Genomic DNA, 23,946 nt, shown 5'->3' on the forward strand with positions numbered 1-23,946 from the left:
AAAAATATAATAATTTATGGACTAATCTGATGCTAAATTACATCTGGCTTGCCCTTCTGTTGTTGGGGATTGGTACTGCACTTTCGCTTGATATTGTTGACCAAGTAAACAATAAATACAAGAATGGTAAAACTATGCAATGCGAGTTGATTTTAGATAAAGCTGACGAATTAAAAAGCCAAAAACAATTCTCAGCAAAAATTAAAGTATTGGCAGATACTTTTTCTAAATTTTATGATTATAAAATAAATGATGATTTTCAGCAAAGCTGTAGGCTAACTTACGATTCAAAGACAAAAAAATATGCAGTATACTTTACAGTAGATAATGCTACTCCAAATTTTTGGAAACAAATGGCAAAAGTAAACGGAAAGGAAGAAGACTTAAGTGGTGAATTGGCTGTTCAAGAAAAAATTGATTCATTAAAGTATACTGCAGCTCTCAGATTAGAGGACATTTCTTTTGTTAAAATGAAAGAAGTTACAAATGCTGCAATTGATTATGCGAAGACTGCAGTGAACATTGCATTAGGTTTAATTGGTATTATGGCTCTCTGGCTTGGTATTATGAAAATAGGTGAGGAGGCAGGATTAATAAAAAAATTATCAAATGCTGTTCGTCCAGTTACAAAGTTTTTATTCCCTGATGTTCCGCACGACCATCCAGCCATTGGTTCTATGTTAATGAATATTTCTGCTAATATGCTTGGATTAGGAAACGCAGCAACTCCATTTGGACTTAAAGCTATGGAAGATTTAGATACACTTAATCCGAATAAAGGAGAAGCTACAAATGCAATGTGTACTTTTCTTGTTATAAACACTGCTGGCTTAACCTTAATACCAGCCACAGCAATTGCTGTTAGAGCAGCTGCCGGCAGCAGTGACCCTGCCATAATTATTGGTACTTCTTTTTTTGGTGCAAGTTGTGCCACTATTACAGGAATAATTTCAGCAAAAATTTTAGAAAAGTTTTACATACCTAATTTCTCCTTTATCAATTGGTTTAAAAGAAATGTTAAACTAATTATTACTTTTGCAGGCGTTATCTTTGTTTTAACTGCGTTAGTTATTACTCATTCATTTTCTTCAATTACTTTTTTGAACGTCGACTTTGTTAAAAGGTTTATTCAACTTTTTTCAGTAATTGCCATACCAGCTATAATAATTGTTTTTGTTGTGTATGCTGCGGTGAAAAAAGTTAAGATTTATGAATCTTTTGTAGAAGGAGCAAAAGAGGGATTTAATGTTGCAGTCCGTATTATTCCTTATTTAGTTGCTATGCTAATTGCCATTGGAATATTTCGCGCTGGTGGCGCAATGGATTTTCTGGTAGCTGCTATAAGTCCAATTACCAATTTAATAGGAATGCCGGCAGAAGCTTTGCCAATGGCTTTAATGAGACCGCTATCTGGGAGCGGCTCTTTGGGGGTTATGACTGAAATAATATCTGTGCACGGCCCTGATTCATTTATTGGAATTCTAGTTTCTACAATAATGGGAAGTACAGAAACTACTTTTTATGTTCTTGCTCTTTATTTTGGGTCGGTAAATATTAAGAAAACTCGGCATGCAGTAGCTGCAGGTTTATTAGCAGATGCCGCAGGAATTCTTGGCGCATTGTTTATCGTAAAATTGTTGTTTGGTTGAAATGAAAGTCCTAATTACTAGAAAAATACCTGAAATTGCCGAACATTTACTCCTTAAGCACAAATTTGAAGTTGATGTTTATCAACAGGACCAGCCCATTCCACGTAAAATTTTACTGGAAAAATCTAAAAATGTTGATGGAATTATATCGCTGCTGACTGAAAAGATTGACAAAGAGTTTATTGATAATCTGACTAACTGCAAAGTAATAGCAAATTACGCTGTCGGCTATAATAACATTGATGTTGAATATGCAAAGAAAAAAGGAATTATTGTTACGAATACCCCTGGTATATTAACAGATTCAACTGCAGATTTAACTTTGGGACTAATTCTTGCATGTGTTAGGCATATTGTGGTTTCGGATAGATTTACTCGAGCCGGTAAATTTAAAGGCTGGAAGCCAAAACTTTTTTTAGGATTTGAATTAAGAAACAAAATAGCAGGAATAATTGGAGCAGGCAGAATTGGGACTGAAGTTGCCAAAAGACTCACATCCTTTGGCACTAAAGTGATTTACTTCGATAAAACTCGTAACCCATATATTGAAAAATATGCATCAGCAAAAAGAGTAAGCTTAAATGTACTTTTGAAAAAAAGTGACATCATATCTATTCATCTTCCGTTAACTGAATCTACCTATCATTTGTTAAATAGAAATAATTTAAAGCTAGCTCGTCCAAATGCTATAATTGTCAATACAGCGAGAGGTGAAATTGTCGACGAGAAAGCATTAATTGAAATGTTAGTAAAAAGAAAAATATTTGCTGCTGGCTTTGATGTGTATGAGAATGAACCGCAGATAAAACACGAATTATTTCGTTTAGATAATGTTGTATTGCTGCCACATATTGGGAGTGCAACTTTTGAAGCTCGCAGTAAAATGGCAGAACTCGCAGCTAAAAATGTAATTGCGGTGCTTAAAGGGAAAAAAGCTTTAACCCCAGTTTAATTAATAATGTACTCTTTGCTTGGAAGTAAAAAGATTTATAAGTAAGTTGAACAAAAAAAATATAAAAAATGAGGATAGGTATTCCAAAAGAAACACACCGTGAAGAAAAAAGAGTGGCACTTGCACCAGCGGGTGTAGATGCACTTGTTAAATCTGGTCATTCGGTTTTCATTCAAACTGGTGCTGGCTACGAAAGTCATTTTTTAGATGAAGAATATGCAAAATGCGGCGCTAATATTGTTTATACTGCAGAAGAGGTTTATCAAAGAGCAGAATTAATAGTAAAAATTGCACCATTGACCGATGAGGAAGTCGATATGATGCAAGATGAGCAAATAATATTTTCTTTTCTTCATCTTGCTGTAGGTAAAAAAAATATAATTGACAAACTGCTAAAGAAAAAAATTACAGCAATTGCTTACGAATTAATAGAAAAAGGGGAACAAATACCTATTCAGCAATCGATGAGTGAAATTGCTGGTCAGCTGGTTATTCAAATTGGTGAAAAATATTTAAGCAGCGATATCCCAAATGGAAGAGGAATTTTAATGGGAGGAATTACTGGAGTTGCCCCAGCTGCGGTTGTAATTTTAGGCGCGGGTATAGTTGGTTTTAATGCAGCACGATCGGCTTATGCACGAGGGGCTCATGTAATTGTTTTAGATAAAGATTTAAGAAGATTAAGAAGAATTGAAACGAATATTTCTAAGAACATTACTACCGTTGCTGCAAATCCATCTACAATTGCAAGAGGAGTCAAATTTGCCGATGTGTTTATTGGTGCTGTTCAAATAAAAGCTGAAAAGGCTCCTAATATTGTTAGCGAAGAAATGGTTAAAACAATGAAAAAAGGAGCCGTGTTGATTGATGTCTCTATTGATCAAGGAGGCTGTGTTGAAACGAGCAGGCCAACTACAATTTCAGAACCTGTGTTTGTACTTCACGATGTAATTCATTACTGTGTGCCTAACATACCTGCCTTAGTCTCTAGAACTGCCTCTTTTGGATTGACAAATGCTTCTTTGGAATATATATTGGAAATAGCTGACAATGGTCTAACCAATGCATTGTTAAATGATTCCGGACTTGCGAAAGGAGTTTGCACTTATAATGGTTTTTGTTCGAATGAGACAATTGCCGAAACATTTAATGTTGAGTATAGAAGGTTGCATTTATTTTCAACAAATTAATTTTACATTTAATTATGACAATGGACGAAATAAGAATTAGCAAGCCGCTGAATGCTCCTTGGATAAAAAAATATCATTCAAAAATTGTTACTGCCGAAGAAGCAGTGAGAGTAATCAAATCGAATGATAATATTGTTGTGCAACCTGGTTGCGCAGCACCATTAGAATTAATAAATGCAATGGTTGCTAGGAAGGATGAGTTAAGCAATGTATCTATTTACCACATCCTTGTAGTCGGCAACATCCCATACGTTCAGCCTGGCATGGAAAAGCATTTTAAGCATATGGCTTTCTTTATTGGAGCCAACACTCGACAAGCAGTAAACGAAGGTAGAGCTGAATTTATTCCAATTTTTCTTTCTGAAGTTACAATGTTATTTAAGAAAGAAATACTTAAAGCTGATGTTGCATTAATTCATGTATCGCCGCCAGATGAACATGGTTTTTGTAGTTATGGTATTGATGTGGGAAATATTAAAACTCCAGCAGAAAAGGCAAAATGTGTAATTGCTCAGGTCAATAAAAACATGCCGCGCGGTTTAGGTAATAGTTTCATTCACGTTAATAAAATAGATTTTATTGTTGAAGTTGATGTCCCGTTAATGGAATTGCCTCAGGTCGATCCAGATACATCACCGGAAATTTTAGAGGTTTACGATAAAATAGGTCAAACCATAGCTAATATGATTGATGATGGCGCTACATTGCAAATGGGCATAGGTGCAATTCCAGATTCAGTGCTAAAATATTTGAAGAATAAAAATGATTTAGGTGTCCATACCGAAATGTTTAGTGATGGAATTGTGGAACTTGTAGAAGAAGGTGTTATAAACGGTGAAAGAAAAACTTTGCATCGCGGGAAGATTGTAGCCGGCTTTTGCCTTGGCACTAAAAAATCCTATAATTTTATTGATAATAATCCCATTATAGAATTCCACCCGCAAGAATATGTAAATGATCCTTTCATCATAGCTCAAAATGATAACATGGTTGCAATCAATTCAGCTATTGAAATTGACTTGACAGGTCAAGTCTGCGCTGATTCTATAGGAACAAAATTTTATTCAGGTATAGGCGGTCAAGTTGATTTTGTAAGAGGGGCGGCACACTCTAAAGGTGGGAAACCTATTATTGCTTTGCCATCTACAACAAAAGATTTTAAAGTGTCCAGAATAGTTCCAATGCTAAAACCTGGTGCTGGCGTTGTTACCTCTCGCGGGGATGTACATTATGTGGTTACAGAATACGGTGCGGTAAACTTATTTGGCAAATCTATTCAGGAAAGAGCTCGTGCTTTAATTGAGATTGCTCACCCTAAGTTTAGAGATGAATTATGGGAATTTGCTAAAAAAAATTATCATATCTAAAATTATTTCTAATGATTGCTATTATTGGTGATATTCACGGGTGTTATTATACCTTAGAAGCTTTGTATAAGAAGATTGTAAATAGTTACCCGCAAATACAAGTTTTTACTGTAGGAGATTTAGTTGACAGGGGGAACTACAGTCGTGAGGTAATTAATTTTGTAATCGAAAAAAAAATATTGTTTACACCAGGCAACCACGACTATATGTTTTATCATTTTTTTAAAGAGCCTTCAAGCATTTTTGCTAAATCATGGTTTTTTAACGGCAACGAGACTACCTTGCTATCTTATGAAAAAAACGAAAACCAAATTTTTGAACATATTGAAATAATTAAATCAGCACCGCTTTATTATAATTTAGACGATTGTTTTATTTCTCACGCTGGCATATCTCAAATGTACGAAAATATGCTGCCTCCTACATTCAGAGCTAATTTAGAAATTCTTAAGACGTATATTGAGAATGATTTAAAAAATGAAAGAGGAATTTTATGGACTCGTGACCCGCTATTGAACTTGGGCAAGCTGCAGGTTGTTGGTCATACTAAACAAACTGAACTTACTTTTGTAGAAGAATCAAATGCTATTTATATTGATACAGGTGCTTGTGTGGGAAATAAATTAAGCGCTGTAATTGTTCATGGGAATAAAATAGTAGATACAATTGAGGAGAAAACTAATCTTAAAGATATAATTTAAGGTAGAAATTTTTATTACTTCGTTGTTTGAAAAATATTTTATAATGTAATAATTTTCGACGGCGCTAAACAAATTGGAGGTTGTAAAGATAAATTTTACAAATATTTGTCAATAATATTTAGGTTTACCATTTTCTCTAAGTTTCTAAATATAATAGCCTTGGGAATCAAAATAGTTTTGTTTCCCTTTTTTATTTTTATTTTAGTGTTGTCCTTTGGCTTTACTCGCCAGTCAACCATAACTAACCATAATACCACATTGTTTAACGCTTCTTATAACTACTGGTCAAAATTAAATGAGTTGAGAAATTCAAATGAAAATTCCTTATCTGTTCTTAAAAACTTAGATTCCATATTATTGGCATCAAATTCAAAATTAACTAATAATATTCAACAGGGGACAAATTATCTACCTTTGTTTCCTGATACAACTAAAAGCGATACAACAAAGAAAGCCATTGCTGATTCTCTGCTGAATAAAGCAATAAGAGATTCATTGCGCAGGATTGATTCACTATCTACCGACTCAACAGCAAGATTAAAGTATTTTCATTATCAGCGCGAGGATGAGCCTTACATTGAATTTAATCCTAAAAAGCCTTCAAGTTTTTTTGTCTATCCATCTCAATCATTGTTTCAAAGGACTGTAGCTTTAGATTCAACAGGAAATAATGTAGTTATTACCGAGAAAATAGCTGGTGAAGAAATAAAACCTAAGTTAACTATACCTCTTTCACAATACATTGAAATGAGAATGAAAGCAATAAATCGTAACCTATGGCAAGATATTGGTTACAAATATGAACTGAAAAGTAGTAAACAGGATTTAAGTCAACTTATTACGAATATTACTAATATAGAAATACCTCTTCCTAGTACTTCGTTCCTTAGTATTTTTGGTCCACCTAAAATTAGCCTTAGAATAAATGGTGCGGTTGATATTCATGGTGCTTGGCGAAACGAAACTACCTCTGGCATTACCACATCACTTTTGGGTAATACGAGAAACGAGCCGGACTTTAAACAACAAGTACAAATAAATTTGAGTGGAACAATAGGGGATAAATTAAATTTATCAGCTGATTGGAACACGGAAAGGCAATTTCAGTATGAGAACCAATTGAAAATAAAATATACTGGTTACGAGGATGAAATAGTACAAAGCGTGGAAGCTGGTAACGTATCTTTACAAACTTCTCCACTTGTTGGCGGCAGTGAGGCATTGTTTGGAGTTAAGGCATTGTTTAAGATGGGACCTTTTACTTTAACTGCCCTTGCTTCTCAAAAGAAAAGTGAAGTACAAGAAGTTTCTGTTACAGGTGGAGCAAAATCACAGACTTTTGAACTTCACGCCTATAATTATTCCCAAAATCATTTTTTCATCCATGAACTTTATACTGATCCCAATTTGAATGTTTTTAATAAATACTACAACAATGCAGTACCAATACGGATTGATTCTATCTACGTAAAAAATATTGAAGTTTGGAAAACAGCTACAGGATATACAAGCGGTACAAAAAGAGCGGGCAATGCTTTTATTAATTTACCGCGTAGAAAAGGTGGTCAGTTATACAGTAAAGAATGGCGAGACAGTACTCAATTAACAATACCAGGTATCCAGGAAATTAACCGTAGATGGGAACTATTACAGCCTGGAGTAGATTACGATATTCACCCATATACTGGTTTTATAAGTTTTAAGACTCAAATACAAGACCAAGATGCAATTGCTGTAGCGTTTCAAATGCAAGGCCCAACAAGTTCAAACTCCGATGATGTTTACTTTGGTGAATTCCTTAATGATGTTGGCACCGATTCTACCGCAAGAATTGTTTTATTGCTGGTTAAACCTCCTAATCTACAACCTCAATTTAAAAAGGCATGGAAGCTGCAATTAAAAAACATTTATCCAATTGGCGGGAGAGATATTAAGCAAGAAGGATTTAAATTAGATATTCAATATAGAAAAGAAGGGCAAGAGCCTCAAAGTGATTATAACGGTGTAAAATTGATTCAAGCTTTTGGATTAGACAAAACAGATGCAAGCGGTACCGGTGGTCCAGATGGTAATTTTGACTTTAATTCAAATACAATTATCCCTTCAACAGGAGAAATAATTTTCCCGGTTCTCGAGCCTTTTGGCAAAGATTTTCCTTCTAATCTTCCAGATTCTCTTCGATACCAGTCAGTATACGATACAACAGTTACTTATGCCAGGCAGGATGTATCAAAAGATAAGTTTTTAATTACCGGTGAATACTCTGCTTCTGTTTCTTCAACTTTTAATATTGGATTCAATGTCGTAGAAAACTCTGTAAAAGTTTTTCTTGGCGGTAACCAGCTCCACGAAGGAACAGACTATTCGGTCGATTATAATGTTGGACAAATTATTATTCGTAAACCAGAGGCTTTAGTACCTGGCGCTGACCTTAAAATTACTTATGAACAAAATGACCTGTTTCAATTAGCTTCAAAGACATTGTTAGGTTTTAGAGGGATTTATCAATTTAATAAAGAAACTTCGCTTGGTTTTTCTTTCCTAAACTTAAATCAACAGACTTTAAGTGATAAAGTTAGAATAGGCGAGGAACCATTAAACAACTCAATTTTTGGGGTAGATTTTCAAACAAGTATAAATTTACCATTTTTAACAAAAGCGCTCGATAATATATTTTCTACTAGTACAATGTCGAATCTTTCTCTTAAGGGTGAATGGGCGTATATGAATCCCGACCCCAACACTAAAAAAAGTACAATAGCAAGTGACGGAGGACAAAGTATAGCCTATATAGACGATTTTGAAGGTGCAAAAAAAATAATTCCAATTGGATTAAACTATACGAACTGGCACGATATAAGTGTACCAACTGACTTACAAATAATAGGTAATTTACCAGAAAAGCAGCAAATTAATTACAAGGCTAAGACTTATTGGTTTAATCATACACCATCAGATGTAACAATTAAAGCTATTTATGGAAATCGTAAACAAGCGGCAACGCCCGAGCAATCACAAATACCGGCATTAGACCTTGTATTTTTACCTACTGTAAAAGGTTATTATAATTGGACGCCGGACCTTAGCGATAAGACAAAAAATTGGGGCGGCATGATGACTTTGCTTTCATCAACTGCTAACAACTTAACTGATGAAAATATAGACTTTATTGAATTCTGGATGAAAGTATCGCAAGCACCACAGGGTGCAAAGTTAAATATTGACTTAGGCCAAATAAGTGAAGATGTTATTCCTAATGGTGTATTAGACACTGAAGACAAAAACAACAACGGACTATTAGATGTAGGTGAAGACACTGGAATTGATGGCCTTGTTGATCAGGATGAGCCGGGTTATGACCCAGTAAATAATCCAGATCCAAGTGGCGATAATTTTAAATTTCAGCTGTCTGGTCAGAACACTGACTACTCACAAGTTAACGGAACAGAGGGTAATGGTAATTCTTCTGACCAAGGCAGAATTCCTGATACTGAAGACTTAAATGGTAATTTTACTCTTGACCGAGTAAACAGTTTTTTTAGATATGAAATACCAATTGATACAAATCGTGCAACCAATCCTTTTATTCAAGGAGGCGGCGATAATGACCATTGGTATTTAATTAGAATACCCCTTAAAGATTATGTTAAAAAAGTAGGTAACCCAACCTTATCGGTTGTTGAAACTATGCGCTTCTGGATTCAGGGTGCAGATTCGCCTATTCACATAAGATTAGCAGAAATGAATTTGGTTGGTAATCAATGGCAAAAAGTGCTGAACCCGCCTAAAGTAACAGCTGAAGATACTGTGCTAACTATTTCTACTGTGAACATTGAAGATAATCCTGAATATTATTCACCACCAGGTGTGGTAAGAGAATTAGACAGGGCGCAAAGCACTCAGGCTAATCAAAATATTTATAAAAATGAACAGTCGCTCGATTTGATAATTAAAAATCTTGAAGACGGAGATAAAAGGGAAGTTGTTCGTTACTTATATAAGCAATTAGATGTTTTCAACTATAAACAAATGAAATTATTTATTCATACAGATGATAATGATAGTCCTGGCAGTGTCTCTTATTTTAAGGATATTACTGATTATGGTGCCGACGTTTACATTAGATTTGGGTCAGATTCACTTAACTATTATGAATATAAGCAGCCATTGCGACCTAATTTAGCTGAAAGGAACTGGAGCGAAGTTGATATTTTATTTTCTGAACTAACTGCAATTAAACAAGCAAGAGACAGTGCTCAAATTACTAAAGAATATATTGTGCCTGTGCCAGGTAAAGAAGGGCATTTTTACGGAGTACGAGGCAACCCAACTTTAACTAGAATCTCTTATTTTACTATTGGTATTATGAATCCCCCTAACATTGGCCCGATTGGCCAAAAAGTTTCAGGAAGTATTTGGATAAACGAATTGAGGGTTCTGGGTGCCAATGATACGCCGGGCTGGGCATATAGTGCAAGTGCTTCTTTTAAGATGGCAGACCTTATGAGTGTTAATTTTAATATTAGTCAAACTAATCCTTATTTTCATAAATTACCTGACCGTTTTGGTTCAAGGCAGGATAGCAGAAGCTGGGGTTTAGCAGTTAATTTGGATTTGCTTAAGTTAATCCCATTTAATCTGCCTGGCAGTAATCTTCAAGTAAGCTATCAAAGAAACGAACAAACAACTAATCCGTTATATATTCCTGGCACAGACATAAGTGTTGTTGAATCACAAAATCAAATTCAAAGGCAATTAGAAGCTAAAGGCACCGACCCTGCTGAAATAAAAGCAGCCATAGATAATATTAAAGCTATTTCTCAATCTGTTTCCGTTTCTGAAACATGGAGCTTATCTAATGTTAAAATTAAAATCCCAACTGATTTATGGTATGTAAGAGATACTTTTAATAACTTAAGCTTTGGATTTAACTATAACAAGTCTTATGGCAGAACACCAACAATCTTTAAAAACGAAAAGTGGATATGGAACGCAAGCATGAATTACTCGGTAAATTTGAGTCGTGACTTATATTTTGAACCTGCTAGAATTCCTTTAATAGGCGATATACTTTCCATTTTTTCAGATTACAAAAATCTAAAAATATATTTTGCACCTTCTTCTTTAAATTTTTCTGTAACAGCTTCAAGAAGAGAAGAATTTTCTGCATCGCGCACTTTAATTTCTAAACCAAATATCCAAAGGGATTTTACTACCACCAGGTCAGCAGGCTTTAGTTGGACTTTAACAGAAGGCGGGCTGCTGAACTTAGGGCTAAATTATAACTTTGATATATCTTCATCCTTAGCTTATCTATTAACTAAGGATAATGTTGACAGACCAGAAAGTGATATTTGGTACGATATTTTTCATGGGGCATTTTTTGGAGAAGACTACAGTTTTAAACAAAGTTTTGATTTAAAAGCAAACCCAAGACTTCCTTCACTTTTTGATTTAAATAGGTATATTACATTGAGTGCGGGTTACACTGTTTCTTATGCCTGGCAAAATGATTTTCGACAAGAAAATTTAGGCAGAAGTGCTGGATACTCTAGCAGACTCAATGCTAATTTATCTATAAGATTAAAATCAATTTTTGCACCCTTGTTTAGAGAGAATACTTCCGAGAATATGCAGACGAATCGCACGCAGCACACCACTGGAAGAAGAGAAGGCAGAAGAGGTGTGCCTCGCCCCACGGGACAAGGCAAAGATGTAGATAAAAATATTAGCCCAGAAAAAAAGTTAGAAGATGATTCTAATAAAAATCAGCTTGAAGAAGATACTACTAGCACACAATCATCAGGTGGTTTCAGCCTTTTACAGCCCTTAGAATATTTGAAACTTGGAATTAAATGGCTGCTGCTTGATTATGACCAAATTAGCATAAACTTTAGCAATCAAAGTGGATTAAGTGGAAGCGGGATAGCCGGCACTGGGACAGGTTTTAAAAATTTTTGGGGTTTTACACAAAGTACTTACAATGGACCGTCAAGGCTATTTATGCTTGGCTTGTCTAACAATATTGGCGCTAGAGCTCCAAATGGTAGCTTGCAAGATAATTTTACATATAAAAATCAAATTGACATTAAGACATCACGACCACTTTGGGAAGGCGCCCAACTCGATATAAGCTGGAACGTTAGTTGGGGAATTAATAAAATTACCTCATTGAGTACTGATTCCCTTGGAAATATTACAATTAATAATCTTACTTCAACAGGGACAATTGACAGATCATTTTTAAGTTTTCCTCCTTTCTTATTCTTTAACAATGGCATTAAAAAAGTAGATGAACTTTATGATAGAAGAGCTGCTAACTTGAACCAAAGCTTATCTGATGCCTTTGTTGAAGGGTTTGAGTCCTTCTCAATTTTGTCGAAAGTTTCTTTTCTATCAAAATTTTTAAAATATTTGCCCAGACCAAACTGGAATTTTTCGTGGAGCGGTTTAGAAAAATTTCCATTTTTAAGTTTTGCTAACAGAGTATCAATTCAACATGCTTATACTTCAACATACAGCGAGGGCTGGAAAATTAACCCTGATGGAATTAAAGAAGTTCAAAGTCAAAAGGTCGATTATGGATTTTCTCCTTTACTGGGTGTTACGTTTCAATTTAATAAAATATTAGGCGGTGTTATTAATGGTAGTTTTAGATTTACAATAAAAAATTCTTACTCACTTGGCGTGTCAACAAGAAATATAACTGAATCACTCTCAAAAGATATTAATTTTACAGCAAGTTACAATAAATCCGGTTTTGAATTGCCTATTTTTGGTATTTCATTAAAGAACGATATTGAAATATCTTTAAGTTACACGAGTGGAAGAAATTCTAGTGTGCTTTATGAAATGGATAACTTTAAGGAAAATGGTATACCGCAGGATGGTACTGTTCGCACAATAATTCAACCACAGATTAAGTACGTTATGAGTTCAAGAGTTACAATGACTATTTTTTATAAACGAACCACCGTAGAGCCGGAAGGTGCTTCAAGAATTCCCCCTACCACTACAAATGAAGCCGGTGTTGATTTGCATATTGCTATTCAATAAGAAAGAAGGAGTTAAATTGGTTACAAAAAAAAATAAAATATTATGGGTTGATGACGAAATTGAGCTTCTAAGAGCGCATATAATTTTTTTGAACGAAAAAGGTTATGAAGTTGAAACAGTTACAAACGGTGAAGATGCTATCGCTGAACTTAAAAGAAATTCTTACGATTTAATCTTTCTTGACGAAATGATGTCCGGCTTAGGCGGTCTTGAGACTTTATCACAAATTAAGGAAATTAATCCAACAGTTCCGGTCGTAATGGTTACAAAAAGCGAAGAAGAAACACTGATGCACGATGCTATTGGCAGTAAAATCAGCGATTATCTAATTAAGCCTGTGCATCCTTCTCAAATACTTATGGTCTGCAAAAAATTTTTAGAAAGCAAAAAAATTTCTGTTGAGTATGTAGCTAAGGATTACTTGCAAGATTTTAATGAGATATCTAGGAAGTTGTCGTTAAATCCAGATTATGAAGATTGGATTGAAATATACCTTAAGCTGGTTAATTGGTCAATGGAACTTGATGTTCACCCTGAAGTCGACCTAAAACAAACTTTGTACGAACAAATTAAAGAGTGCAACAAAGAATTTTCTAAATTTGTTGAAAGAAATTATAAATTATGGGTTAATGACGAAGTTGAGGATAAACCCGACTTAACACCAGTGATAACAGAAAAGTATGTACTCTCCACATTAAAGAGTTTTGATGGCCCGCTTTTTTATATTGTTATTGACTGCTTGCGGTTAGACCAATGGTTAATTATGGAAAAAATTTTATCAGATTACTTTACAATAGAAAAATCATACTACTATTCAATTTTACCTACTGCAACGCCGTACGCAAGAAATTCACTTTTTAGTGGTTTATACCCATCTGAAATTGAAAAATACTATCCTGAATTGTGGACGCCTTCAGGCAAAGAAGACGAAAATAGCATGAACAAGTATGAGAAAGAACTTTTACAATTACTTATTGACAGAAAAAGAATTTCGCTCAATAGTGAATTGAAATATATGAAAATTATTGACCCTGAAGTCGGCCGAGCATTTGAACAAAATGTATTATCACACAAGAAGACTCATCTTTTTGCTGTAGTTGTGAATTTTTTGGATATGATTGCTCATGGCAGGTCAGACTCTGATATTCTCAAAGAAATTGCACCAGATGAATCTGCCTACCGCTCATTAACAAGCAGTTGGTTCCAGCATTCGTCATTATTAGGAACATTTAAAGCAATAGCAACTATTCCAAACGCAAAAGTTGTTGTTACAACTGATCATGGAAGTATTAGAACCTTGCGAGGTTCAAAAGTATTAGGCGACAAAGAAGCTTCAACAAATTTGAGATTTAAATTCGGTAGAAATTTAAAAGTAGATGATAAACATGCCGTATTTATTAAAAATCCTACTGATTATAAATTGCCAAAAAGAGGCGTGACTATTAGTTATATAATTGCTAAGGAAGATTATTACTTTGTTTATCCAACAGATTATCATAAATACCTAAGTTATTACAAAGACAGTTTTCAGCACGGCGGAATTTCAATGGAAGAAATGATTTTACCTGTAATAACTATGGAGAGTAAAGCTTAATGAACTTTCCCTTTCAAACTGTTGTAAATGATGAAAGTGAAACGAAAAAAGTGGCTGAGGATTTTAGTTTGTTGCTGAAAGCAGGTGATAAAATTCTTTTAAATGGTGAACTCGGTACCGGGAAAACTTTTTTTGTTAAGTGTGTGTGTTCTGCTTACAAAATTAATGCTGTATCAAGTCCTAGTTTCTCCATCGTAAATGAATACACAAACCATCACAAAATTTACCATTTCGACTTTTATAGAATAAAAAAAACTGTTGAATTATATGACATTGGATTTGAAGACTATATGAACGATAATAACGCTATAGTTTTTATTGAGTGGGCTGAACTAATTCCGGAAGTTTTACCTGAAAAATGTTATACAGTTTTTTTAAAGTATATTGACGAAAACAAGAGGGAAATATTAATAAAGAAAAATAATTGAATTATGCTCCCAATACTTTCAATAGAGACAAGTTCTGAGTTGTGCAGTGTTGCGTTAATGCTGAACGAAAATACTTTTTCTGAAATAAATTTAAAGCAAAAGCACATTCACTCGCAGAAATTGATAACAGTTGTTCGTCAAATTTTAGATACTTTTAACATGGAAACAAGAAATCTTGGAAGTATTGCTGTGTCTATTGGACCTGGCTCATTTACTGGACTTAGAATCGGCTTGACTGCCACTAAAGGTATTGCTTTTGGGGCAAAGCTGCCTATAATTCCTGTACCAACTTTTGAAGCAATAGCTTATTATATTTCTAAGTTTTTACCTGATTCAACTAAATACGCAATTGCCAATACTGCAAATATGGAGGAAGTTTATTTTGGTAGATTTCAAAAAAGAAATCAGATGTATAGTATAGTAGAACAAGTTCATTTAGAAAAAAAAGAAATATTAAATGATATTCTTAGTAAAGACGAACTATTATTTGGAAATGTTTTGCACTCAACGGACGATTATCTTAAAGCTAACAATGTGGCAGAATGGGCTTATTTATTTGGTAAAGATTTATTAACTTATAACTATGATTATATGGAACCTTTTTACCTTAAAAAATTTGTTACGAGGGTAAAACTATGAAAAAACTATTCTTGTTATTGTTTGTAATGACTTTTTCTTTTGTTTATTCCCAAAATCATTTGCCCAAGATTAAAGCAATAAATTCTACTAAGGATTTGGGTACACTAGTAGAGGGACAAATCGTTAAAGAAAGCTTTGTTATTAAGAACGAAGGCGATGCTGACTTAAGAATAGATAAAGTAAGAGCCTCTTGTGGTTGTACCGCTGCTGAACCGGCAAAAAAAGAACTTAAGCCCGGAGAACAAACAGCTATCAATGTTGAATTTAATTCGGCTGGCAGGTTAGGCTTGCAGCAGAAATTCGTTTACGTTTTTTCTAATGATCCAAAAACTCCAGAACTTAGACTTGCTTTTACTGCAGTAGTAGTTTCTAAAAACTCACCTGCAGTTAAAAGTCAAAAGATGCCTCACTTAAAGTTAGAGAAAAATGAATATGATTTTGGTAATGTAAAAGAAGGTAAAATTGTAACTGCAATAATAAATTTTACAAACACTGGTGAAGGTGATTTAACTATAAATGATGTTAGAACGTCTTGCGGCTGCACAGCTGCCTTGTTAAGCAGTAAAAATCTTAAACCCGGCGAAAGAGGCAGTCTGCGTATTGAACTTGACACTTCTAATCGCGAAGGTAAGTTGGCACGAACCGTTACTTTATATACTAATGACCCTGATACACCAAATCCAACAATAACTTTATTCGTAAATATTGAAAAGAGATAAATAAAATGAATTGGTTTAAAAGGTCTAAACAAAATATTTCCCCAGATAGTAAAAAAACCGACATACCTGATGGCCAGTGGTCTAAATGTGAAGAGTGTGGTGAAATTATTCATAATAAGCAGCTCGAATTAAATTTGTGGACATGCTCAAAATGTAATTATCATTTTCGTATCGGGAGCGACCAATACATTTCAATTTTATTGGACAAGAATTCTTTCAAAGAATTAAATAAAAAAATGCAATCCGCGGACCCGCTTGAGTTCGAAGACACAAAAAAATATTCAGAGCGTATTGCATCTACTATTAAAAAAACTAATTTATACGATGCTGTTAAAACAGGGATTGGAAAAATTAATGGTAAGAAAGTTGTTTTTTGTTGTATGGATTTTAATTTCATCGGTGGAAGCATGGGCTCGGTAGTAGGTGAAAAAATAGCAAGAGCTATTGATGAAGCATATAAAGATAAATTGCCACTGATTATTATTAGTCAAAGTGGCGGTGCAAGAATGATGGAAGGCGCATATTCACTAATGCAAATGGCAAAAACAAGCTCTAGACTTGCACGCTTAGCGGAAGCTAAAATCCCATTTATATCAGTTTTGACTGATCCAACTACAGGCGGCGTTACTGCAAGTTATGCAATGCTTGGCGATATAATAATTGCAGAGCCTAAGGCTTTAATTGGTTTTGCTGGCCCGCGCGTAATTAAACAAACAATTGGTAAAGATTTGCCGGAAGGATTTCAACGTTCGGAATTCCTACTCGAAAACGGCTTTATCGATTTTATTGTTAACCGCAAAGAATTAAAAGAAAAACTCTCTCTTTTAATTAACTATCTCTCATAACAAAATGTCAATTGTTATTTCTTCAGTAAAAGAAATGCATCGGCTTTCAAGTGAGTTGAAAAGGGCAAATAATAAAATTGGATTTGTCCCAACAATGGGTTATTTGCATGAAGGACATATATCACTAATTAGGGCTTCTAAAAGAAAATCTGATGCAACAGTTGTTTCTATTTTTGTAAACCCTATTCAGTTTGCACCGAATGAGGACTTTAATAAATACCCTCGTGATTTCAATAGAGATAAAAAGATGCTACAAAGTGAAGGCGTTGATGCAATCTTTTACCCAAGTTCTTCTGAAATTTATCCTGAAAACTTTCAAACTTATGTTACAGTTGAAAAAATTTCCCAAATTCTCGAGGGTACTTTTCGTCCCGCACATTTTAAGGGGGTAACAACAATTGTTAATATCCTTTTTAATTGTGTTAAGCCGGATATTGTTTTTTTTGGACAAAAAGACGCTCAACAAGCGGCAATTATCAAACAAATGATAGCAGATTTGAAAATGGATATAGAAATTTCAATAGAGCCAATTGTAAGAGAGCAAGATGGATTGGCTATGAGTTCACGAAATATTTACCTTAATGAAAAGGAAAGGAGAGATGCTTTAGTACTTTATAATTCGTTGTGTCTTGCTGAAAAACTGATTAACAGTGGTGAAAGAAATAAAGAACGCATAGTTACAGAGATGCAACTAATTATTAATTCTGTTGAATCGTCTAAAATCGATTATATTGAAATTGTTGAACAGACTACTTTTTCTATTTCTAATACACTTGAACGGGGTAAAAGTTATTATGTATTAGTTGCTTGTTGGATAGGAACTACAAGATTAATTGATAATATCCTAGTTACCATTTAAGTCATTTCTTAAATTTCTCAGTCATTTTTTTTACTATCTCAAGTGCATAATCAACTTCATCAAGGGTATTTTCTAATCCAAACGAAAACCTTATTGTTCCATTTGCATCTTCTAATGATTTACCGCTGCTTAAAATCACATGCGACGGTTTCAGTGTACCTGAAGTACAAGCAGAACCATTAGATGCTGCGATGCCATTTATATCAAGATACATTAACATTGCTTCAGAGTCGTTATTGTAAAACTCTGAACTAAAAGTAACACTTAAAATATAAGGGAAATTATTCTCGTCACCATTTATAATTAAACCATTTTTGTCTATTGTTCTTAGTCCCTCTATAAACCTTGTTCTTAATTTAGATACATACTCATAATTAGAATTCTGATGAGCATTGGAATTTTTCAAAATATTAATAGCCTCTCCTAATCCAATAATACCTGCAACATTTTCAGTGCCGCCTCTCCTATTGCGCTCTTGACTTCCGCCATAGATTAATGGTGAGATTGGAGTCCCTGACCTTACATAAGCAAAACCTATTCCTTTAGGACCGTTGATTTTATGCGCCGATGCTGTAAGTGCATCTATTAAAAGTTCATTTACATCTATTTTTACTTTTCCAAAACTTTGGACAGCATCAGTGTGAAAATATAAATTATTTTTTTTGATGGTTGATGCAAGAGTTTTAATATCATTAATTGAACCAGTCTCATTATTAATATGAATTATGCTAACCAACGATGTTTCATTGGTTACTAATTGTTGAACAGTTTGCAAGTCAACTTTAATAGTTTTATTCACATCTAAAAATTTTACTGAAAAGCCTAATTTTTCTAATTGAAGAAGTGAATCTAATACACTATGATGTTCAGCTTTTGTTGTTATTATTTCTTTTAACCCAGTTTCAATATAATTAGCATTAGCGATGCCAAATACAACAAAATTATTAGCCTCCGTTCCACCACTTGTGAAGTAAATTTCCGAAGGTTTGGCATTAATAAATTCAGCTACTGTTTCTCTAACTTTTTCTATCGCAACTCTGACTTTTCTTCCAAAAGAATGAATCGAAGAAGGATTACCAAAATCCTCCTTAAGAAATTGTACCATTTTTTCTAACACTTTTGGGTGTAATGGGGTTGTAGCAGCGTTATCAAAATAAATTTTTTTCATTTGAGATTCCTTTCATACACAGACTTAATGCCCCTTAGTACTAAGTCTTTAACAAAATAAACTTCAAAAGAGATTACTTTTTTAAAATAAGCTGAATTTCCTCCTGTTAGAAATATATAAATTTTTTTTACGCCTTTTTCCCTTTTAAGAAAATCATTAATGCGCGCCGCAGCTCCAATTGTAGAATTAACTATACCACTTGCAATTGCCGAAGGAGTAGATTTTCCTATTACACTGTTGTAGCTTTTCAAACTTACATTTGGCAATTGCTCAGTATTTTTATTTAATAAGTTCGACATCATAACAACCCCAGGCAAAATAACTCCACCCGAAAAGATATTTGGCGGCAGTATAACGTTGATTGTAGTAGCTGTTCCCAAATCAATAGTAATAATTGATTCATTTTTTTTTAGAGCATTTGATTGAAATTTTTCGCAATAAATTTCGAATGCACCCTCAGCACCGCAAATTCTATCAGTACCTAACGTTTCAGGTGTTTCGTAATCAAGCTGAAGATTAAACTTAGCATTTGAATTGATAACAAAAGGTGTAATATTAAAATTTTTTTTAAAGAAGTTTTCTAAAAATTTAGTAGCATGTGGTACAACAGAAGAAATTGCAACTGCATCGAATTTGACATCGGTTAAAAATGACATTGTCAAATTTTCTGTACGTTCAGAAAAAAACTTTGTCAATTTATTTTTGTTAAATAAACCTATCTTAACAAAATTATTTCCAATATCGCAGGCAAGAAGTTTCATCTTAAGCTCACATCTCCAAAATGAATTGTTTCAATTTTATCTCCAGTTTTTAGTATTAAAAACCCATTTTGGTCAATATCTTCAAAGATACCGTACTTACTTTCTTTTCCATCTGTTATTTTTACTTTTTCTCCTATCATGTTACATTTCATTTTCCAGTCGTTAAGAATCTTTTCCGGTTCATATTTTATGTTTGCAATTAGCGCTTCATAATTATTAAGGATTTCGCTTAATAGACGTTCTCTGCTAACAATTTCTTTGAACTCTTTGCGAATTGAAGTAGGAGGTATGTCAAACTTCCCCGGAAAATTTGTCTGATTAACATTTACACCAATTCCAATTACCAATTTTTCTATTTTATTTCCTTTAGAAGTAGACTCTAAGAGAATTCCAGCGACTTTTTTCCTATTTATCAATACATCATTAGGCCACTTTAACTCTACTTTTAATTGATAAAGATTTTCAATTGAATGGCTTACTGCAAGTGATGCTGCAAGATTGAACAAATTAATTTTTTTGCCGTGCGTAAAATCTTTTAACAAAATAGAGAATGTCAAATTTTGACCGTTATTACTTACCCATGTACGTTCTCGTCTGCCTTTTCCACTTGATTGATATTCTGCTAAGACTACCGTACCATTTTGATTAAATTCATTGCTTTCCAGCAAAAGTTTGTTTGTGGAATCAACTTCATCGCAGTAAATAAAATTTCGGCCTATAAATTCTGTATCAAGCTTAATATCAAATTCTTCAATATTAAAAAAATTTAATTCATTCTTCATAGCAATATGTTCCTTTTTGACAAAATTATTGACAATAAAACAACTTAGTGTATTAATGCACGAGTTTTAAGTCAATTTTGCTTACAAAGGTAGTTTGTCATAAATCATTGTAACTTCCTTATCTATAATAACTTAGCAATTTTTCGTAAATGGCATTACAATTGTACTTAATGTAATGTTTTTTTTATGAGGGAAATATGACAAATACATTCTTCGAACTACACAATGATATAAGAAATAATTTCCAGCGTTACTTAAATAATTGCTCCAGGAAATTTCCTTTCCATTTTTTTGAGCAAAATTTTTTTCCTAATGCAGATATAATAAACGAATATGGCAATATAAAGATATTTTTAGAAGTTCCTGGAGTTAAAAAAGAAAATATTAAAATCACATTGCAAGATAATATTTTAACTGTAGAAGGTGAAAAGAAAAATGAAGCTGATTTAATCGAGAGCGCTGAATATTTGCTGAAAGAGAGATATTTCGGTAAGTTTAAGCGAGACTTCATCTTACCTGAAAATTTGGATTACAATAATATTAAGGCGAAAATTAACGATGGTATACTCGAAATTTTTATCTCTGGATTAGATAGCACGAAACATGAAAACAAAACAATAAAAATTAACTAATTACTTTTAACATTAAAAGGAGTGATAATAATGGGAAAAATAATAGGCATTGACTTAGGAACAACTAACTCATGCGTTGCTGTAATGGAGGGCAATGAACCAGTTGTAATTCCTAACTCTGAAGGCGGCAGAACTACTCCATCGATAGTTGCTTTTACGAAGACAGGGGAAAGATTAGTAGGACAACCTGCTAAACGGCAAGCAGTGACAAATCCTAAAAATACAATCTTTTCTATAAAACGTTTTATGGGAAGAAGAATTGAAGAAGTTAGCCGAGAAATTAAAGAAGTGCCCTACCAGGTAGTTGCCGGTGAAAATGGTTCAGCTAGAGTTAAAATAGAAGATAGATTGTATTCTCCGCCTGAAATTTCAGCAATGATTTTGCAGAAAATGAAAAAAACCGCTGAAGATTACTTGGGACAAGAAGTAACCGAAGCAGTAATTACAGTACCAGCATATTTTAACGACTCGCAAAGGCAAGCAACAAAAGATGCTGGTGAAATAGCAGGCTTGCATGTGAGAAGAATAATCAATGAACCAACAGCAGCGGCATTAGCATATGGATTGGATAAAAAGCATAAAGACCAAATAGTAGCCGTTTATGATTTAGGTGGCGGTACTTTTGATATTTCTATACTTCAAATTGGAGAAGGTGTTTTTGAAGTAAAATCAACTAATGGTGACACACATCTTGGTGGCGACGATTTTGATCAACGACTTATAGATTATTTAGCTGAAGAATTTAAAAAACAAGAAGGAATAGATTTGCGGAAAGACCCTATGGCGCTTCAAAGATTAAAAGAAGCAGCTGAAAAAGCTAAGATTGAGTTGTCTTCTTCTGTTCAAACAGATGTTAACCTTCCTTTTATAACTGCTACTCAAGATGGACCAAAGCACTTAAATATTACTATAACTCGTGCTAAATTTGAACAGCTTGTAGATGATTTAATTCAAAGGACTGTTGAACCGTGTGAAAAGGCTATGAAAGATGCCGGTGTAACCCCATCACAAATCGATGAAGTAATACTTGTCGGTGGTTCAACTAGGGTTCCAAAAGTACAAGAATTAGTAAAGAAATTATTTGGTAAAGAGCCTCATAAAGGAGTTAATCCGGATGAAGTTGTAGCTGTTGGTGCTGCAATTCAAGGCGGTGTTTTAGCAGGTGATGTGAAAGATGTTCTTTTACTCGATGTAACACCTCTTTCTCTTGGAATTGAAACCTTAGGCGGTGTAATGACTGTGCTAATTCCTGCTAATACAACAATTCCTACTAAAAAAAGTGAAGTTTTTTCAACTGCTTCTGATAATCAACCCTCAGTTGAAATTCATGTTTTGCAAGGTGAACGACCAATGGCTGCCGATAACAGAACGTTAGGCAGATTCCATTTGGACGGCATTCCGCCGGCTCCAAGAGGCGTTCCTCAAATTGAAGTTACTTTTGATATTGATGCTAACGGTATTTTGCATGTCTCAGCTAAAGATAAAGCTACAGGTAAAGAGCAAAGTATTAGAATTACTTCTTCAAGCGGATTATCAAAAGAAGAAATTGAAAAAATGAAACAAGAAGCTAAAGAACACGCTGCAGAGGATAAGAAAAAGAAAGAGGCAGTCGAAATTAAAAACAATGCTGATAACCTTGTATTCCAAACTAAAAAACAAATACAGGAAATGGGCGATAAAATGCCGGCTGATGCGAAAAGCAGACTTGAAACCGAAATTGCAAAAGTTGAAGATGCGCTGAAAACAAATGATACGGATAGAATAAAATCCGCTACTGATGGATTAACTAAAGTATGGAATGAAATAGCTCAAAATCTTTATCAGCAAGCTGGCTCTTCTGCTCAACAAGCATCTGGCCCAAACGGACCTCAAGCGCAGCAGAAATCATCTGCAAAAGATGAAAAGGATGTTCAGGATGCTTCTTATGAAGTTGTTGATGATGATAAAAAATAATTTGCTCATATTTATGGAGCTGTTTAATAAGTAATGCTTTTAGGAAATTTATATAGAAAATATCTCTTGGAGCAGGTTACTGCAGAATTGAATGGTGATAAAATACTTTTTAAACAGCTCTTTTTTAAAATTTATCTCAATTAAATGCTCAACGTAAAATTCAGGCAGCTTGATGTAAATTTATTAACGATTAATTTAAGAGGAGTAATAAAATGACAGAAACAACTGAAACTAAAAAATTAACTTGGGAAGAGGCGTTAGAGTATGAACCCTGGGTAGCTCCATTGATTGATATATATGAAACAGATGAAAATTTTTATTTGATTGCTCAAATGCCAGGCGTTACTAAAGATAATATTAAAATTAAATTGGAAAATGGTCATTTGGTAATTATGGGAAGGATAGATTATGACAGCCATGTTAATAGAAAATATGTGTTAAAAGAAATTGAGTCTGGGAATTTTTACCGAAAATTTAAAATTTCTGATAATATTAATACTGATAAAATTGATGCAAAGCTTGAAAATGGCTTGCTTGAGGTAACCCTCCCAAAACAGGAAAAAATAAGACCAAGAAGAATTGACATAAAATAAATATTGTCTGTCCTTAAAATTTAGGCTGTCTATTAGCTAAAAATAAAGTTATTATTTT

18 protein-coding genes are annotated in these 23,946 nt (G+C 33.8%); 15 read left to right on the forward strand and 3 right to left on the reverse strand.

Going from position 1 to position 23,946, the window contains the following annotated elements:
- Positions 1-29: 29 nt before the first annotated feature.
- From ABRY23_01465 to panC, 12 genes are all read left to right on the forward strand, one after another.
- The gene (locus tag ABRY23_01465) at positions 30-1,649 is read left to right on the forward strand and encodes a nucleoside recognition domain-containing protein (protein ID MFA3781714.1); all 1,620 of its coding nucleotides are present in this window, start codon (positions 30-32) and stop codon (positions 1,647-1,649) included.
- A gap of 1 nt (position 1,650) precedes the next feature.
- Positions 1,651-2,601 (forward strand): 2-hydroxyacid dehydrogenase, encoded by a 951-nt coding sequence (locus ABRY23_01470; GenBank protein MFA3781715.1) that lies wholly within the window; start codon positions 1,651-1,653, stop codon positions 2,599-2,601.
- 68 nt (positions 2,602-2,669) lie between these two features.
- Positions 2,670-3,791, forward strand: coding sequence for an alanine dehydrogenase (gene ald, locus ABRY23_01475; protein ID MFA3781716.1), 1,122 nt, complete (start codon positions 2,670-2,672; stop codon positions 3,789-3,791).
- A 20-nt stretch (positions 3,792-3,811) separates the two neighbouring features.
- Entirely contained in the window at positions 3,812-5,158 is a 1,347-nt protein-coding gene (locus tag ABRY23_01480; protein ID MFA3781717.1) for an acetyl-CoA hydrolase/transferase family protein, read from the forward strand.
- Positions 5,159-5,169: 11 nt separating this feature from the next.
- Positions 5,170-5,859, forward strand: a complete 690-nt coding sequence (locus ABRY23_01485; protein MFA3781718.1) for a metallophosphoesterase — start codon at positions 5,170-5,172, stop codon at positions 5,857-5,859.
- 159 nt (positions 5,860-6,018) lie between these two features.
- Positions 6,019-12,915 carry a cell surface protein SprA gene (gene sprA / locus ABRY23_01490; GenBank protein MFA3781719.1) on the forward strand — a complete coding sequence of 2,299 codons (6,897 nt, stop codon included), beginning with the start codon at positions 6,019-6,021 and terminating at the stop codon, positions 12,913-12,915.
- Positions 12,916-12,931: 16 nt separating this feature from the next.
- The gene (locus ABRY23_01495) at positions 12,932-14,509 is read left to right on the forward strand and encodes a response regulator (protein ID MFA3781720.1); all 1,578 of its coding nucleotides are present in this window, start codon (positions 12,932-12,934) and stop codon (positions 14,507-14,509) included.
- Positions 14,509-14,937, forward strand: coding sequence for a tRNA (adenosine(37)-N6)-threonylcarbamoyltransferase complex ATPase subunit type 1 TsaE (tsaE, locus tag ABRY23_01500; protein ID MFA3781721.1), 429 nt, complete (start codon positions 14,509-14,511; stop codon positions 14,935-14,937). The genes ABRY23_01495 and tsaE overlap by 1 nt, the downstream gene beginning before the upstream one ends.
- Before the next feature lie 3 nt (positions 14,938-14,940).
- A complete protein-coding gene (gene tsaB, locus ABRY23_01505; protein ID MFA3781722.1) occupies positions 14,941-15,576 on the forward strand; it encodes a tRNA (adenosine(37)-N6)-threonylcarbamoyltransferase complex dimerization subunit type 1 TsaB in 636 nt (211 codons plus the stop codon).
- Positions 15,573-16,295, forward strand: a complete 723-nt coding sequence (locus ABRY23_01510) for a DUF1573 domain-containing protein (GenBank protein MFA3781723.1) — start codon at positions 15,573-15,575, stop codon at positions 16,293-16,295. The genes tsaB and ABRY23_01510 overlap by 4 nt, the downstream gene beginning before the upstream one ends.
- 5 nt (positions 16,296-16,300) lie before the next feature.
- A complete protein-coding gene (accD, locus tag ABRY23_01515; GenBank protein ID MFA3781724.1) occupies positions 16,301-17,140 on the forward strand; it encodes an acetyl-CoA carboxylase, carboxyltransferase subunit beta in 840 nt (279 codons plus the stop codon).
- 4 nt (positions 17,141-17,144) lie between these two features.
- Positions 17,145-17,999 carry a pantoate--beta-alanine ligase gene (panC, locus tag ABRY23_01520; GenBank protein ID MFA3781725.1) on the forward strand — a complete coding sequence of 285 codons (855 nt, stop codon included), beginning with the start codon at positions 17,145-17,147 and terminating at the stop codon, positions 17,997-17,999.
- Between the two features lies 1 nt (position 18,000).
- Here the strand turns inward: panC and ABRY23_01525 are convergent, their stop codons facing one another.
- Genes ABRY23_01525 through ABRY23_01535 form a run of 3 tightly spaced genes read right to left on the reverse strand, consistent with a single transcriptional unit; the run spans position 18,001 to position 20,710 of the window.
- Positions 18,001-19,167 carry a cysteine desulfurase family protein gene (locus ABRY23_01525; GenBank protein ID MFA3781726.1) on the reverse strand — a complete coding sequence of 389 codons (1,167 nt, stop codon included), beginning with the start codon at positions 19,165-19,167 and terminating at the stop codon, positions 18,001-18,003.
- A complete protein-coding gene (locus tag ABRY23_01530; protein MFA3781727.1) occupies positions 19,164-19,928 on the reverse strand; it encodes a type III pantothenate kinase in 765 nt (254 codons plus the stop codon). The genes ABRY23_01525 and ABRY23_01530 overlap by 4 nt, the downstream gene beginning before the upstream one ends.
- Complete coding sequence (locus ABRY23_01535) at positions 19,925-20,710, reverse strand: biotin--[acetyl-CoA-carboxylase] ligase (GenBank protein ID MFA3781728.1); 786 nt, start codon at positions 20,708-20,710, stop codon at positions 19,925-19,927. Before ABRY23_01535 ends, ABRY23_01530 begins: the two co-directional genes overlap by 4 nt.
- Positions 20,711-20,907: 197 nt before the next feature.
- Here ABRY23_01535 and ABRY23_01540 point away from each other — a divergent pair, with 197 nt between their 5' ends.
- From ABRY23_01540 to ABRY23_01550, 3 genes are all read left to right on the forward strand, one after another.
- Entirely contained in the window at positions 20,908-21,342 is a 435-nt protein-coding gene (locus tag ABRY23_01540; GenBank protein MFA3781729.1) for an Hsp20/alpha crystallin family protein, read from the forward strand.
- Between the two features lie 30 nt (positions 21,343-21,372).
- On the forward strand, positions 21,373-23,295 hold the full coding sequence (gene dnaK, locus ABRY23_01545; protein ID MFA3781730.1) for a molecular chaperone DnaK: 1,923 nt from the start codon (positions 21,373-21,375) through the stop codon (positions 23,293-23,295).
- A gap of 212 nt (positions 23,296-23,507) precedes the next feature.
- Entirely contained in the window at positions 23,508-23,888 is a 381-nt protein-coding gene (locus ABRY23_01550) for an Hsp20/alpha crystallin family protein (GenBank protein MFA3781731.1), read from the forward strand.
- Positions 23,889-23,946: the final 58 nt, after the last annotated feature.

This window comes from Melioribacteraceae bacterium 4301-Me, assembly GCA_041538185.1.
In the GTDB taxonomy this organism is placed as follows: domain Bacteria; phylum Bacteroidota; class Ignavibacteria; order Ignavibacteriales; family Melioribacteraceae; genus Pyranulibacter; species Pyranulibacter aquaticus.